General features: G+C 66.5%; 14 protein-coding genes. 5 read left to right on the plus strand and 9 right to left on the minus strand.

Features of this window, described 5'->3' with window-relative positions; translation table 11 throughout:
- Nucleotides 1–14: 14 nt before the first annotated feature.
- Complete coding sequence (locus HU735_RS07000) at nt 15–917, minus strand: DMT family transporter (RefSeq protein WP_050706841.1); 903 nt, start codon at nt 915–917, stop codon at nt 15–17.
- 222 nt (nt 918–1,139) lie between these two features.
- Here HU735_RS07000 and HU735_RS07005 point away from each other — a divergent pair, with 222 nt between their 5' ends.
- Nucleotides 1,140–2,015, plus strand: coding sequence for an AraC family transcriptional regulator (locus HU735_RS07005; RefSeq protein ID WP_186712925.1), 876 nt, complete (start codon nt 1,140–1,142; stop codon nt 2,013–2,015).
- Nucleotides 2,016–2,045: 30 nt separating this feature from the next.
- On the opposite strand, the gene HU735_RS07010 is transcribed toward HU735_RS07005, so the two are convergent.
- From HU735_RS07010 to HU735_RS07035, 6 genes are all read right to left on the minus strand, one after another.
- A complete protein-coding gene (locus tag HU735_RS07010) occupies nt 2,046–4,448 on the minus strand; it encodes a TonB-dependent receptor (protein WP_186712926.1) in 2,403 nt (800 codons plus the stop codon).
- A gap of 180 nt (nt 4,449–4,628) precedes the next feature.
- Nucleotides 4,629–5,600 (minus strand): FecR family protein, encoded by a 972-nt coding sequence (locus HU735_RS07015; protein ID WP_186712927.1) that lies wholly within the window; start codon nt 5,598–5,600, stop codon nt 4,629–4,631.
- Complete coding sequence (locus tag HU735_RS07020) at nt 5,597–6,148, minus strand: sigma-70 family RNA polymerase sigma factor (protein ID WP_238349764.1); 552 nt, start codon at nt 6,146–6,148, stop codon at nt 5,597–5,599. Before HU735_RS07020 ends, HU735_RS07015 begins: the two co-directional genes overlap by 4 nt.
- A gap of 4 nt (nt 6,149–6,152) precedes the next feature.
- Nucleotides 6,153–6,479 carry a DUF3325 domain-containing protein gene (locus tag HU735_RS07025; protein ID WP_186712928.1) on the minus strand — a complete coding sequence of 109 codons (327 nt, stop codon included), beginning with the start codon at nt 6,477–6,479 and terminating at the stop codon, nt 6,153–6,155.
- Nucleotides 6,479–8,041 carry a PepSY-associated TM helix domain-containing protein gene (locus HU735_RS07030; protein WP_186712929.1) on the minus strand — a complete coding sequence of 521 codons (1,563 nt, stop codon included), beginning with the start codon at nt 8,039–8,041 and terminating at the stop codon, nt 6,479–6,481. The genes HU735_RS07025 and HU735_RS07030 overlap by 1 nt, the downstream gene beginning before the upstream one ends.
- A complete protein-coding gene (locus HU735_RS07035; protein WP_186712930.1) occupies nt 8,038–8,343 on the minus strand; it encodes a DUF3649 domain-containing protein in 306 nt (101 codons plus the stop codon). Before HU735_RS07035 ends, HU735_RS07030 begins: the two co-directional genes overlap by 4 nt.
- 179 nt (nt 8,344–8,522) lie before the next feature.
- On the opposite strand from HU735_RS07035, the gene HU735_RS07040 reads away from it, so the two are divergent.
- The 3 genes from HU735_RS07040 (at nt 8,523) to fecA (ending at nt 12,398) form a co-directional block, all read left to right on the plus strand.
- Nucleotides 8,523–9,017, plus strand: a complete 495-nt coding sequence (locus HU735_RS07040) for a sigma-70 family RNA polymerase sigma factor (RefSeq protein ID WP_186712931.1) — start codon at nt 8,523–8,525, stop codon at nt 9,015–9,017.
- A complete protein-coding gene (locus HU735_RS07045) occupies nt 9,014–9,940 on the plus strand; it encodes a FecR domain-containing protein (protein ID WP_186712932.1) in 927 nt (308 codons plus the stop codon). Before HU735_RS07040 ends, HU735_RS07045 begins: the two co-directional genes overlap by 4 nt.
- A 148-nt stretch (nt 9,941–10,088) precedes the next feature.
- Nucleotides 10,089–12,398: a TonB-dependent Fe(3+) dicitrate receptor FecA gene (fecA, locus tag HU735_RS07050; protein WP_186712933.1), complete on the plus strand. Its 2,310-nt coding sequence runs from the start codon at nt 10,089–10,091 to the stop codon at nt 12,396–12,398.
- 295 nt (nt 12,399–12,693) lie between these two features.
- Here fecA and HU735_RS07055 read toward each other — a convergent pair whose 3' ends face one another.
- Together HU735_RS07055 and HU735_RS07060 are read right to left on the minus strand one after the other, a co-directional pair.
- Nucleotides 12,694–13,176: a glutathione peroxidase gene (locus HU735_RS07055; RefSeq protein WP_186712934.1), complete on the minus strand. Its 483-nt coding sequence runs from the start codon at nt 13,174–13,176 to the stop codon at nt 12,694–12,696.
- A gap of 146 nt (nt 13,177–13,322) precedes the next feature.
- Complete coding sequence (locus HU735_RS07060) at nt 13,323–13,808, minus strand: peptidylprolyl isomerase (protein WP_050706853.1); 486 nt, start codon at nt 13,806–13,808, stop codon at nt 13,323–13,325.
- On the opposite strand from HU735_RS07060, the gene HU735_RS07065 reads away from it, so the two are divergent.
- Nucleotides 13,807–14,109 carry a DUF3565 domain-containing protein gene (locus tag HU735_RS07065; protein WP_062572837.1) on the plus strand — a complete coding sequence of 101 codons (303 nt, stop codon included), beginning with the start codon at nt 13,807–13,809 and terminating at the stop codon, nt 14,107–14,109. The two genes, HU735_RS07060 and HU735_RS07065, sit on opposite strands and share 2 nt — an antisense overlap.
- Nucleotide 14,110: the final 1 nt, after the last annotated feature.

The following is a 14,110-nucleotide window of genomic DNA, read 5'->3' on the forward strand; positions in this document are numbered from 1 at the left end:
GCGATAGGACAAGGTTACTTGACTGCCAGCACGCCTTCGACCGGCCTGGATTTTGGCTTGCGGAACACCAGCACATTCCCCGCCATTACCGCTACCAGGCCCAGCAACGCTGGCGCCGTCCATTGGTAGCCCTCGGCGAATGCCGACACATTCAACGCCACCAGCGGGAACAGCACGGTGCAATAGGCCGCCCGCTCCGGCCCCATGCGTCCGACCAGGGTAAGGTAGGCGGTGAAAGCGATCACCGAGCCCGGGATCACCAAGTACAGCAGCGATCCAATGTAGCGGGCGTTCCATTCCATATCGAAGGGGATGCCCTTGACCAGGCAGTACGCCGCCAGCATCGAGGCGCCATAGAGCATGCCCCAGGCATTGGTGGTCATCGGCTTGAGCCCGGCCTTCTGCTGCACGCTGGACAGCATGTTGCCGGCCGAGAAGCACAGCGTGCCGAGCAGGCCCAGCCCCAGGCCGTACAAGGTCTCGCGGCTGGCGGCGTGGTGCGAGAGTTCCGGCCAGAACAGCAGGCCCAGACCGAGCAAGCCCAAGGCGCCGCCACCGAGCACATTGGCGGCGATCTTCTGGCCGAAGAAGATCCGTGCGTTGATGGCGTTCCACAAGGTGGCGGTGGAGAACACCACGGCGATCAGGCCGGTGGCGACCCACTGGCTGGCGGTGAGGAAGCACATGAAGTTGACGCAGAACAGGCACAAGCCCTGGGCCAGGCACACCAGGTGACCACGCCGGTTCATCGGTTGCAGGCGGCGGGTGAGCAGCAGGAAGGCGAACAGGATCAGCCCGGCCAAGGCGAAGCGGTAGACGATCGACACCGGGATGGCAACCTCGCCCAGCTGCAGTTTCAGGGCGATCCAGGTGGTGCCCCAGATCAGGACGGTGAGCAGGTAGAGCGACAGGTTCATGATGGACTCCCTCGACAGGTATCAGGCCCATCGCGGGGCAAGCCCGCTCCCACAGGGCGCATGCGACCTCGGTGGGAGCGAGCTTGCCCCGCGATGACAACCCCATGAGCCCAGTTTCTTGCGCCATCGCTGTTCGGCGCTTGCATAAACTTGCGCTTTTCCTCCCCTGCTAGCTGCCATCCCGGCGCCGGCGCAGTACGATGGCCAGCAGAGGAACCGCCCATGCCCCCACTCGATCACCTGCAGGTCTTCAACGTCCTGAACGCCTCGCCCCACGCCCGCCTGGAGCTGAGCGCGCAGCTGGGCGACGGGCTGGCGGCGGCCTTGTGGAGCAACCGCGACGATGCCCGCGACTACCAGGCACCCAGCCATCACACGCTGTCGTGCTACATCGCCGACGGCACCGGCACCTTCCGCCGCCAGCGCCCCAGTGATCGCGGCGCGCCGGACAAGCTGTGCGTGATGCCCGCCGGCCATGAGTCGAACTGGGTAATCAACGGCTCGATCCGCCTGGCCCACCTGTATATCAGCGAGGAACAGTTCGCCCTGGGCTGCACCCGCCTGCTGGACCGCGAGCCGCGGGAGATGCAACTGCGCGAGGCGACCTTCCTCGACGACCCGCAGCAGGCCCGACGCTTTCGCGAGCTGATCGGCCTGGGCTGGGCCGAGCCCGGCGAGCGCCTGCTGGCCAGCAGCCTGGCCCACGACATCATCGACCACGCCGTGCTCAACCAGGTCGGCCTGCGCCAGGGGCTGAAACTCAAGGGCGGGCTGGCACCGCACCAGCGTCGGCAACTGGTGGACTATATCGAGGCCAACCTCGACCAACCGCTGACCCTGGGGGAGCTGGCACTGCGCTGCAACCTGTCCGAGTACCACTTTGCGCGGATGTTCCGGGCGAGCTTTGGACTGCCGCCGCATCAGTACCTGCTGGCCCGGCGGCTGCAGCGGGCGTGCCGGTTGCTGCGCATGGGCACGTTGCCTTTGGGCGAGGTGGCGTTGCTGTGCGGGTTTGCCAGTGCCAGTCATTTCAGCAATCGGTTCAGGCAGGCGCTGGGGGCGACGCCGGGGGCGTATCGGGCGGCGTTCGCCAGTTGAATACTGGGGCCGCTTTGCGGCCCCGGCGATTTAAAACTCTAAGGTACTCGACAAGCTCACCTGCCGCGCATCCCCCACCGCGACGAAATACCGGTTCACCGCCGAGCTGTAATACACCTTGTCGAACAGATTCTTCACGTTCAGCTGCAACCGCACCTTGTGCTCGTCCAGTTTCGTTTCGTAGCTGGCAAAGGCATCCGCCACCGTGTACGCCGGCAGGTCAAAGTCATTGGTGGCATTCCCCGCACGCTCACCCACATAGCGCGCACCGGCCCCCAAGCGCAGACGATCACCGCCGAACAGGCTGCCATAGTCATACACCGCCGACAGTGAACCACTGTGCCGGGCGACGTTCTGCAGGCGATTGCCCTTGAGCTGCGGGTCCTTGGTCACCTCGGCGTCGGTGAAGGCGTAGGCGCCGATCAGGCTCCAACGCTCGCTGAGCTGCCCGGTCAGGTCCAGCTCGACGCCGCGTGAGCGCACTTCGCCCGCGTTGCTGTAGAGAATGGTGCCCGGCTGGGTGTCGCCATCGGCCACCAGCACATTGCGCTTGGTGATGTCGAACAACGCCAAGGTACCGGTCAGCGCCCCCGGCACATCGAGCTTGGCCCCGATTTCCCAGGACTTGCCCTCCTCCGGCGCGATGCCTGAGTCCAGGGTCAGGGTGCGACCACCGCCGATGCTCAGCGGGGCGATGGTCGAGTTGGGCTTGAACGACTCGCTGTAGCTGCCATAGAACGACAACTGGTCATCGACCTTGTACACCACGCCCGCATGGGGCACCCAGGTCTGGTCGCTAGTGTCGGTGTTGACGTTGAACGGCCGGCCGCGACCGGCGTACTGGTCGTATTGCTGGAAGCGCCCGCCGGCCACCAGGATCCAGTGCTCGTCCAGGTGCCAGGCGTCCTGCAGGAACAGCGAATCGGTGCGCAGCTTGTCGGTCTGGTCGCTGTCGCTGGCGCGCACGCTGGTGCCTTGCACTTCGCGGCCATAGACCGGATTCAGGTAGCTGAAGGTCGAGCGGCTGTTCTGGCGGATCAGGTCGGCGCGGTAGACCTTGCGGTCCTCGTGGTCGACACCGACCACCAGGTCGTGGCGCATGCCCGCCAGCTCAACGCTGCCGTTGAGGCTGAGGGTGGCGAACTGGTCGCGGCTCAGGGCGCCCTGGGTGCCATCGATGCTGCGTGACAGCGTGCCCTTGCTTTCATCCACGCCGGTCACGCGGACCTGGCTGGCGTCGTAGGTCTCGCGGTTGAAGCTGTAGCCGAAGTGCAGTTTCCAGTCGTCGGCCAGGCGATGATCGACCTCCAGGCGGTACAGGTCGGAGCGACCCTCCATATCGTTGAACGGCTCGTCGAGGCGGCGGGTGGCGGGAATGTTCAACGGGTGGCCGTCACTGCCAAAGGCGGTGCCACGGTCGAACGGGTAGAGAAACTCGCGGTGCTCATAGGCCAGCACCACCTGGGTGTCCTCGCCGTACCAGGCCAGCGACGGCGCCACCAGCGACTCGCGGTGCACGCCGTAGTTACGCCAGTAGTCCTCGTCCTCGTGATCGACGATCAGGCGGTAGGCCAGGTTGCTGTCACCCAGCGCCCCGGTGCTGTCCAGGCCGCCGCCGCTGCCGTTCTTGCCGCTGCCATAGGTCGAGCCCCGCAGGGTCAGGGCGTTGTACTGCTGCAATTGTGGGCGCTTGCTGACCACGTTGATCACCCCGCCCGGATCCTGGATGCCATACAGCAGCGAGGCCGGCCCCTTGAGCACCTCGACGCGCTCGGTACTGGCGTTGAGGGCGCGGCCCTGCACGATCGGCATGCCGTCGCGCATGATCGAGCCGTCGCGGTTGTCACCGAAGCCGCGCTTCATCACGGTGTCGGCGGTGCCGCCGAAGTTGTTGCCCTGGGTGATGCCGCTGACGTTGTACAGCGCATCGTCCAGGTTGCGCGGCGCCTGGTCGCGGATCACCTGGGCCGGGACCACGTTGACGGCCTGGGGGATGTCCAGCGTCGCGCCCTGGCCGCGCATGATCGAGGCGCTGGCCGGCGGCTGGTAGCTGTAGTCGTCCAGTTGCGAATTGATGGTGGTGGCCTGAAGATTCAGCGCGCCGGAGCTGTCGACCGCCTCCAGGGTCAGGGTGCGGGCGTCAAGGCGGCGCCAGGCCAGGCCCGAGTTGCCGAGCAACTGCTGCAGCGCCTGGTCGGCGTCGAAGGTGCCGTTGAGTGCCGGGGCCTGCACATCCGGCAGGGCCAGGGTGTAGACCACGCTCTGCCCGGTCGCGCGGCTGAAGGCGTTGAGTGCCTGGGCCAATGGCTGGCTTGGCTGGGCGAAGCTGTAGACCTGGCTCTGCTGCGCGGCCAGGGCCTGGGGCACGATGGCGATAGCGGGCAGGGAGCAGAGGCCGAACCAGAGCTGGACGCAACGCGGGGTGAACTTCATGGACGCGGACCTGTGAGAGGGATGATCGTTTGCGAATGAATCGCACTTCCACTCACTACACGGATGCCGTGGGGAGATACCTCATCACCTGATCGAAAAATTTTTGCTGCACCGACGTCTTCGCGGGGCAAGCCCACTCCTACAGGGACCGCGCAAGCCCCGCGATAGCGTCGGAACAGGTCAACGCAAGACGGTCAGCCGACCCAGCACCGTCTGCCGCGAGAAGCCCATCACCTTGCCCAGCGAATCCAGCGCCGCCAAAGGTTCCGCCACCGGGAAACTGCCACTGACCCTACGCTGCCCCAGCTCCCCGTCGAGCAACAGGATCCGCCCGGGGTAGTAATGCCCAAGGTCCTCGATCACCTGCGCCAACGGCACCTGGTAGTAATTCAACCAGCCCTGGCGCCAGGCCAGGCGGCTGTCGCTGTCCACCGCCTCGACCTCGCCGGCCACGCCGCCGACATAGGCCAGTTGCTGGTTGGCCGTCAGTTCGCGGGCCGCCTGCCCTTTGGCCGCCGTCACCGCCACCCGCCCGCTGCGCACGGTGACCTGGGCGCCATCGCCCTGCCCGCGCACCTCGAACTGGGTCCCCAGCACCCGCACTTCACCGCCCTGGGCATCCACCAGGAACGGCTCGCCGGTATGGGTCACCTCGAAGAACGCGGCGCCGCGCAACAACCGCACGCGCCGTTCGCCCTGGGCAAAATCCACCGCCACGGCAGTGCCGGCATCCAGGGTCAGGCGCGAGTGATCGGCCAGGGTCACCTGCCGCACCTGCGCGCCGCTGGTGTAGTCGGCACGCAGGTCCTGCAGCCAGAACTGCGGCTGCCAGCCCGCCGCGCATCCCAGCGCCAGCACAAGACACGCCGCCACCGCCAGGCCGCGCCACGGCCGCTTGCGCGCGGGTCGGCGCATGGCGTCCAGATACTGTTGCAGGCCCTCTCGCTCCTCGACTGCCAGCCGCGCCGCCGGTGCCTCGCTCAGGTGCCACAGCGCCTGGGCCTCGGCATAGGCCTGGCGATGGGCCGGGCTCTCCAGCAACCAGCGCTTGAACGCCGCGCCCTCGGCTTGCGCCGGCTGCTGCTGGATGCGCCCCAGCCAGCGCAGGGCGGCCTGGGACTGTGCGGCAGTGATCGGCTGTTCAAGACTCATCGACGGGCGCTCCCTGGCCGGCGCAGTGGGGACGCGGGTTCGGCGACGCTCGCCTTGCACGCTTCGAGGGCGCGCATCATATGCTTTTCCACCGCGCTCTGGGACAACTGCATGGCCTTGGCGATCTCACCGTAGGTGCAGCCATGGATGCGGTTGAGCAGGAAGATCTGCCGCGTGCGCTCGGGCAACGCCCGCAGGGCCGCCTCGATACGCTGCAGGTCGTGGTCAACCTCCAGTGCCTGCTCGGGGGCCTGGCTGCCCTGCGGCTCGTCAGGGTCGTGCAGGCCTTCGGCGGCCCGGTCGCGGCTGCCTTCGCTGCGCAGGTAGTCGATGGCCAGGTTGCTGGCGCTGCGCAGCAGGTAGGTGTCGAGCGCCTCGACCTTCACCTCGGGGCGCCGCCAGAAGCGCAGGAACAGGTCCTGGACCAGATCCGACGCCGTGGCGCGGCAGCCGACGCGCCGGCTGACCAGCGCCTCCATGCGCGCACGCTGGGCCAGGAACACCTGGAGAAAGCGCGCCCGACCGCCGCCAGCCTCGGAGTCGCTCAAGGGCCTAGACCGCCAGCATGGCCAGCAGTGGCCCGAGCACCAGGCTGGCGAGCGCCGCTCCGAGCAGCAGCCGCGGCTGGTACGGCAGGCCGAACACCCACAACGTAACCCCGGCCATCAGCACGGCGATCCATTCCACCAGGCCCAGGGCCCAGCCGCGTCCGTGCACGGCGAGGATCAACGACAGCAGCAGCAAGGCCCAGCCCGTGATCCTCAGGGCTTGCAGTTGCCGGCCCGTGGGCTTGCGCCCGAGCAGGTCGTTGAAGTGTTTTTCCATAGCCAGGCACAGGCCGGCAAAACCGGCGAAGCCCATCAGCGCGACACCCAGCATCAGCGCGCCTCCACGGTCTTGGCGGCGCGTGGCGCACGCTTGGCGGCCGGCTTGGGCGCACGCAGCATCTTGCCGGCGGCCCAGGCCAGGAACAGGCCGGTGGCCAGCGCCGTCAGGTCGAAACCGGCCATCGCCCAATCACCCGCAGCGATGGAGTGATCCAGCCCCTTGTCAGTGGTCAACGCGTTGAGCACCGGTAGCAAGGCGAACGCCAGCGCCCCCAGGGTCAGTTGCTCGCCCCAGGCGCGGCGCCCGCTGCGCAGCATGGCGTGGAACAATGACGCGCCCCAGGCCAGGAAGAAGGCGTTGATCTCCCAGTCGGCCCGCCCGTCCATGGCCGTCGGCAGCAGGCGATTGGCCCAGAAGAACGCCGTCACGCCCAGCAACAGGCCGCTCATGCTGGCGATGTTCAGCACTTCGACCAGGCGCAGCTCGCCGGGCATGCGCTCGCTCTTGGCATGCTTGAGCTGGCGCTTGCCCAACCACATCACCAGGCCCGTGCCGATCACCGCCGTGCCGGCCACGCCGAAGGCGAAGTACAGCCAGCGCAACCATGGCCCGGCGAAGTTGCCCATGTGCAGCCCGACGAAGGTGAAGGAGGTGGTCATCGCCGCGCTTTCCGGCGCGCCGCGGCGCAGCAGCTCGCCGCTGACGCCATCGAAGGTCCAGATGGCGCTGCGCTGGTAGGCGACGCTGTCGGCCGAGGCACGGGTGAAGGTGACCCGGGCGTTGCGGTCGCCGGGATTGTGCACCTGGATGTAGCCCATGCGCGCACCCGGCGCCTGTTCCTGGACCTTGGCGTACAGTTCGGTCAGTGGCGCCAGCGGCGCGGCCTGGGCCGCCGCCTTGGGGACTTCGTCGCGGCCGAACACATCGTTGAAATAGCCGCTGCTGTCGCCGTAGCTGGCCAGGATGCTGGCCGGCATGACCATGTACATGAAGATCACCAGGCTGCTGTAGCTGATCATCAGGTGGAACGGCAGCACCAGCACGCCGATGGCGTTGTGGCCATCGAGCCAGGAGCGCTGGCCCTTGCCCGGGCGGAAGGTGAAGAACTCCTTGAAGATCTTCTTGTGGGTGATGATCCCGGTGACCAGCCCCAGCAGCATGATGAAGGCGCAGAAGGTCGACAGCCAGCGACCCCAGGGGTGGGGCATCTGCAGCTGGAAGTGGAAGCGGTAGAAGAACTCGCCGCCACGGCTGTCACGGGCCTCGACCGCCTCGCCGGTGCGGGCGTCGAGTTCCTTGTCGGTGAAACCCCGGCGCCCGCCGCCGTTCGGGTCGCGCCAACTGACGCTCAGCGCCGCCTCGCGCTCGCTGGGCAGGCGGATGAACCAGGTGCTGGCGTGGCCGGCATTGGATTCCAGGTATCGCTGGGCCAGGCCGAGGCTGCTCACCGGGTCCAGCGGATGGCTCTGCACCTCGGGCTGGGTCCAGTGGCTGATCTCTTCCTTGAAGTACGACAGCGTCCCGGTGAGGAAGATGGCGAACAGCAGCCAGCCGAAGATCAGGCCGGTCCAGGTGTGCAGCCAGGCCATGGCCTGGCGGAAGCCTTCTTTCATGGCAGGTTCATCCAGTATGCCAGTGCGTTGATCAGCCCCAGGGCCAGGCTTGGCAGCAGCACGCCCAACCAGGCGCGCCAGGCGCTGCGGCAGGCAAAGCACCAGATGAAGGCGATCAGGTAGAAGACGAACGACAGCATCATCCCGGTCATCGTCGCGTCGGCCTGGGTCATCGGCGCAAGCAGGGTAATGCAGACACTGGCCATCGACGCCAGCAGGTAACCGCCCAGCAACGCGGCCAGGCTGCGTGAGGTCACGGCCAGACGGTAGCTCAGGGGAAGGCCGGCGGCTTTGCTCTTCATGGCGAGGGTCCGGGAATTGGGGCTGCAATACTAATGATTTCAATTCTCATAAGCAAAGCATGCCGGCACCAGCGGTACGCCTGCCTTGCGTCGGCAGCGATTGCCGAACACCAACAGCATGAATACAATGCGAACAATTCTTACTTCCAGTTGCGCTTTGCGGCGCCGGAGTCGTATCGGTGTCCAGTGCCCTCTCTTCCACCGTCGAAGGCCTCTACCACGCCCATCACGGTTGGCTGACCGGCTGGCTGCGACGGCGCCTGGGCTGCCCGCAGAGTGCCGCCGACCTGGCCCAGGACACCTACCTGCGCCTGCTCCAGGCCCGCGAGACGCCGCAGCTGATCGAGCCCCGTGCCTTCCTCACCACCGTGGCCAAGCGCGTGCTGTGCAACCACTTCCGCCGCCAGGAACTGGAGCGCGCCTACCTCGAGGCCCTGGCCCAACTGCCCGAGCAGGTGGCCCCCAGCGAGGAAGACAAAGCCATCATCCTCGACACCCTGCTTGAACTCGACCGCCTGCTCGATAGCCTGCCGCCGCTGGTCAAGCGCGCCTTCCTGCTGGCCCAGGTCGATGGCCTGGGCCAGGGCGAGATCGCCCGCGAGCTGGGCATTTCCCTGGCGACGGTCAAGCGTTACCTGCACAAGGCGGCCTTGCGCTGCTATTTCGCCCTGTGAACGCAGCCTTTTCCTCGCAAATCGCCGAACAGGCGGTGCACTGGCTGATCGAGTCGCAAAGCGACGACTTCGACCAGCACCAGGCCCTGGAGCGCTGGCTGCAAGCCGACAGCGAACACCAGCGGGCCTGGGCCCATATCCAGCAGGTCAACCAGCGCCTGCGCGGCGTCGCCGCCCCGGTGGTCCATGCCACCCTGCAGGCGCCGCCCTCACCGGCCCGGCGCCGTGCCCTCAAGGCGCTGCTGCTGGCGGGAGTGGCCAGTGCCGCCGGGCTCGGCCTGCAACAACACAATCCGCTACCCGGGCTGATGGCCGACTACCGCAGTCCGGTCGGCCAGCGCCGCCGCATGACCCTCGACGACGGCAGCCAGTTGCACCTGAACACCCGCAGCGCCGCCGATGTGCGCTTCGACGGCCGGCAACGCCTGGTGCGCTTGCAGGAAGGCGAGCTGCTGCTCGAGGTGATCAACGATCCACGGCCACTGCGCCTGGCCACGGCCCAGGGCGAGCTGCATCTGGACAGCGGACGCTTCGACGTCCGTCAGTTCGACGGTTTCAGCCTGGTGTCGGTGTTCAGCGGCAGCGCCAGCGTGGCCGGCACACCGCTGCTGGCCGGGCACCAGGCGCGCTTCGCCCGTGGCGGCTGGCAGGCGGTCGCACCGCTGGACCCCAACCGGGCGGCGTGGGTGGAAGGTATGTTGGTGGTGTCACAGATGCGCCTGGGTGACTTTCTCGCCGAGCTGTCGCGGTATCGACTCGGACAGTTGGGATGCAGCGAGCGGGTGGCGGATCTACGGATTTCCGGATCGTATCCGCTGGCAGACAGTGAACGGATCCTGGAGATGCTGGAAGTGACGCTGCCGGTGAAGGTGCGGCGGTTCACCCGGTACTGGGTGTCGCTCGAGGCGGCGTCAACGGGTTGAGAGGCAAGCAACCGACATGGCCATCGCGGGGCAAGCCCGCTCCCACGAATATCGGCTCCAACCCAAATTTATTTCAAATCCGTTGAGCCATTTCCCGACCCTCGCGTGACAGAGAAGACAGAACCCCTTGTCACAGGACCTCCGTCACATGCCCCTGCGCCTCAGCCCCCTCGCCTACGCCCTGATCCTCGCCGCCCCGCTCGCCCTGGCAGGCGAGCCCCGCGCCTATCACATCGCACCTGGCACACTGGAACAGACCCTGAACCAGTTCGGTCGCGAAAGTGGCGCGCTGATCTCGTTCAGCCCGGGCCTCACCCAGGGCCTGAGCAGCCCCGGCCTGGAAGGCCAGTACGAGGTCGGCCAGGGGCTCGATGCCCTGCTGCGCGGCAGCGGCCTGCAGGCGCGCCAGGAGACCGACAACGCCTACAGCCTGCAACCGCTGCCGGCCATGGGTGGCAACGCCGCGGTCGAGCTGGGCGCCTCGACCGTGGTCGGCGACTGGCTGGCCGAGGCCCGCCAGGACAACGTCTTCGAGCACCCAGGCGCCCGCGACGTGGTGCGCCGCGAGGAATTCGAACGCAGCGGCGCCAGCAGCGCCCGCGAAGTGCTCAACCGCATTCCCGGCGTCAACGCCCCGGAGAACAACGGCACCGGCAGCCACGACCTGGCGCTGAACTTCGGCATCCGTGGCCTGAATCCACGCCTGGCCTCGCGCTCCACAGTGCTGATGGACGGCATCCCGGTGCCCTTCGCGCCCTATGGCCAGCCGCAGCTGTCGCTGGCGCCGATCAGCCTGGGCAACATGGACGCCGTGGACGTGGTGCGCGGCGGCGGCGCGGTGCGCTACGGGCCGCAGAACGTCGGCGGCATCGTCAACTTCGTCACCCGCGCCATCCCTGAAGAAGCCACCTTCAAGGCCGCAATGCAGAACCAGATCAGCCCGTCGTCCAGCCAGGATGGCCTGAAGAACAGCGCCAACCTGCTGATCGGCGGCACCAACGCCAACGGCCTGGGCGGCGCCCTGCTCTACTCCGGCACCCGGGGCAGCGACTGGCGCGAACACAGCGACACGCAGATCGACGACCTGATGCTCAAGGGCAAGCTGCAACTGGACGAAGCCAACAGCCTGCACGCCATGGCCCAGTACTACGAGGGCGAGGCCGAGATGCCCGGTGGCCTGAGCACTGCCGCCTTCGACGCCGACCCGTACCAGTCGACCCGCCTGAAGGACAAGTTCTGGGGCCGCCGCACGCTGTTCAACCTCGGCTACGACTACAAGCAGGACGACCGCCAGTTCAGCGTCAACAGCTTCTTCACCAAGACCCTGCGCAGCGGCTACCTCGACCAGGGCAGCTTCGTCTCGCTGTCGCCACGCGAGTACTGGGTACGCGGCATCGAGACCCGCTTCTCGCAGGGCCTGGCCCTGGGCGACAGCTGGCACGAACTGGGCATCGGCTACCGCTACGTCAACGAGGCCGGCCACGAATTGCGCTACCGCGAGCCGGTCAACGGCGCCCTGCCGACCACCGCCAGCCGCAACGACCGCGACACCCGCGGCAGCACCGAAGCCCACGCCATCTACCTGGATGATCGCATCGACATCGGCCGCTGGACCATCACCCCGGGCATCCGCTACGAGATGATCGACTCCGAGCAGAGCAACAAGCTCAACGGCCAGCAGTACCAAGGCAGCTACAACACAGCCCTGCCCGCCCTGAACGTGATGTACCACCTCACCGACAACTGGAATCTCTACGCCAACACCGAAGGCTCGTTCGGCAGCGTGCAGTACAGCCAGATGCCCAACCGGGTCAGCAGCGGCGAGGTGAAACCGGAGAAAGCGCGCACCTGGGAAGTCGGCACCCGCTATGACAATGGCGACCTGCAAGCCGAGATCGGTGCCTTCCTGATCAACTTCGACAACCAGTACGAAAGCAACCAGACCAACGACTCGGTGATCGCCCGTGGCGAAACCCGCCACCAGGGCATCGAGACCAGCGTGCGCTACGCCCTCGACGGCCTGAGCCCGGCCCTGGCCGGCTTCGACGTGCACGCCGGCTACGCCTTCGTCGATGCATCCATCCGCGAGAACGGCCCGAACAAGGGCAACCAGGTACCGTTCTCGTCCCGTCACAAGGGCACGCTGGGGATCGGCTACACCGAAGGCCCGTGGCAGTTGAACCTGGACAGCAGCTTCCAGAGCAGCCAGTACGCCGACAACGCCAACACCGCCAGCGAGAGCGCCGACGGCAGCACCGGGCGCATCCCCGGCTACATGCTGGTCAGCACCCGCGCCGGCTATGACTTCGGCCCTGCGCTTTCGAACCTGAAGGTGGCGGTGGGGGTGAAGAACCTGTTCAACCGCGAGTACTACACCCGCTCGTTCGACGACAACAACAAGGGCAAGTACGTGGGTGAGCCACGGACGCTGTATGTGCAGACGTCGGTAGCGTTCTGACAGCGCGGGCCAGAGGGGTATGACGCATTACCTGTAGGAGATCGCCCAGCCCTTCGGGCTACGCTGTCGCGCAGGGAACAGAGCTCCAGCGTGGGAGCGGCCTTGTGTCGCGAAAGGGCCGCAAAGCGGCCCCGGCGATTGTTGCATCAACACGGAAATCGGGGGCTGCTACGCAGCCCTTTCGCGACACAAGGCCGCTCCCACAGGGAAATGGTCCCCTGCGCGACTGCGTGGGCGATCGCCTACAGAGGATGTGGTGTAGCCAGAAGAGCGTGTATCCGGCAAATAGCGCAAATCACGCCAGCGCCTTCTCGATCGCCTGCACCACGGTCGGATCATCCGGCGCGGTACGCGGGGCGAAACGCGCCAATACACGGCCATCCTTGCCAACCAGGAACTTCTCGAAGTTCCAGGTGATATCGCCGGGGAACTCGGCCCCTTCACCCGCCAGCAGGCGATACAGCGAATGACGCTGTGGCCCGTTGACCTCGAGCTTGGCGCCCAGCGGGAAGCTCACCCCATAGTTGAGGCTGCAGAATTCCTGGATTTCTTTCTCGCTGCCAGGTTCCTGGCCGGCGAACTGGTTGCACGGCAGGCCCAGCACATTGAAGCCCTTGTCCCGGTAATTCTGATACAGGTTCTCCAGGGCCTTGTACTGCGGCGTCAGCCCGCACTTGGAGGCGACATTGACCACCAGCACCACCTGGCCCTTGAACGGAGCCAGCGGCAGGTCCTCGCCGTTCAACGCCTTCAACGTCAGGTCGTGAAATGCACTCATGATGAAATCCCCTCTCAGGTTCCCGATTGCCGCTGGGGCGAATCCCGCCCACTAAAAAGGCGCGCGGCCAAACCGTCCACCCTCCTGAGGAGGGCAAGTCCGGCTTGCCCGAGCGCCTGGCGACTCTCTGAGCTTAGCGCAGAAAATCAGTGGTGATGACCACCTTCACCGTGGATGTGACGGTGAGCGATTTCTTCTTCGCTGGCGTCACGCACGTCGACAACCTTGACCTTGAAGTTCAGGCGCTGGCCAGCCAGCGGGTGGTTGCCGTCGACGGTGACGTCGTCGCCGTCGATGTCGCGGATGGTGACGATCTGCATCTGGCCGTCCGGCGCCGAGGCGTGGAACTGCATGCCGACTTCCAGTTGGTCGACGCCTTCGAACATGCTGCGGTTCAGGGTGCTGACCAGTTCGGCCGAGTACTCGCCGTAGGCTTCTTCCGGTTCGATGGCAACGGTCAGCTCGTCACCGGCCTGCTTGCCTTCCAGGGCTTTTTCCAGGCCCGGGATGATGTTGGCGGCACCGTGCAGGTAGACCAGCGGCGCACCACCGGCGGAGCTGTCGATGACCTCACCAGCGTCGTTGGTGAGGGTATAGTCGATGGAGACAGCCTTGTTGGCGGCGATCAGCATGGGGCAAGACCTTTTGCAAAAGAATGTAGAACGGACAAGTGTAACCAACGCATCGACCGATTGCGAACGCGACTCGGACCAAGGGCCGCCCATCAGTCGGATCACCGGCTTCCACCTCGACGAAGAGGGCCACTGGGTGGTCGAGCTGTCCTGCGGCCATACCCAGCACCTGCGCCACCAGCCGCCGTGGCAGGCGCGGCCCTGGGTGCTCGATGCCGACGAGCGCGCCCGGCGCATCGGCCAGGTATTCGCCTGCGGCTGGTGCGCGCAGGGGGCGGTTAGCGATACCCTTGGCCGCTGAA

This window comes from Pseudomonas sp. BW16M2 (assembly GCF_014268865.1).
Classification (GTDB): domain Bacteria; phylum Pseudomonadota; class Gammaproteobacteria; order Pseudomonadales; family Pseudomonadaceae; genus Aquipseudomonas; species Aquipseudomonas peradeniyensis.

Excerpts from the sequence above, each read along its gene's own strand:
- HU735_RS07000 (WP_050706841.1), bottom strand. The coding sequence starts at position 917 with ATGAACCTGTCGCTCTACCTGCTCACCGTCCTGATCTGGGGCACCACC.
- HU735_RS07005 (WP_186712925.1), top strand. The coding sequence starts at position 1,140 with ATGCCCCCACTCGATCACCTGCAGGTCTTCAACGTCCTGAACGCCTCG.
- HU735_RS07010 (WP_186712926.1), bottom strand. The coding sequence starts at position 4,448 with ATGAAGTTCACCCCGCGTTGCGTCCAGCTCTGGTTCGGCCTCTGCTCC.
- HU735_RS07015 (WP_186712927.1), bottom strand. The coding sequence starts at position 5,600 with ATGAGTCTTGAACAGCCGATCACTGCCGCACAGTCCCAGGCCGCCCTG.
- HU735_RS07025 (WP_186712928.1), bottom strand. The coding sequence starts at position 6,479 with ATGCTGGGTGTCGCGCTGATGGGCTTCGCCGGTTTTGCCGGCCTGTGC.
- HU735_RS07030 (WP_186712929.1), bottom strand. The coding sequence starts at position 8,041 with ATGAAAGAAGGCTTCCGCCAGGCCATGGCCTGGCTGCACACCTGGACC.
- HU735_RS07035 (WP_186712930.1), bottom strand. The coding sequence starts at position 8,343 with ATGAAGAGCAAAGCCGCCGGCCTTCCCCTGAGCTACCGTCTGGCCGTG.
- fecA (WP_186712933.1), top strand. The coding sequence starts at position 10,089 with ATGCCCCTGCGCCTCAGCCCCCTCGCCTACGCCCTGATCCTCGCCGCC.
- HU735_RS07055 (WP_186712934.1), bottom strand. The coding sequence starts at position 13,176 with ATGAGTGCATTTCACGACCTGACGTTGAAGGCGTTGAACGGCGAGGAC.
- HU735_RS07065 (WP_062572837.1), top strand. The coding sequence starts at position 13,807 with ATGGGGCAAGACCTTTTGCAAAAGAATGTAGAACGGACAAGTGTAACC.
- HU735_RS07060 (WP_050706853.1), bottom strand. The coding sequence starts at position 13,808 with ATGCTGATCGCCGCCAACAAGGCTGTCTCCATCGACTATACCCTCACC.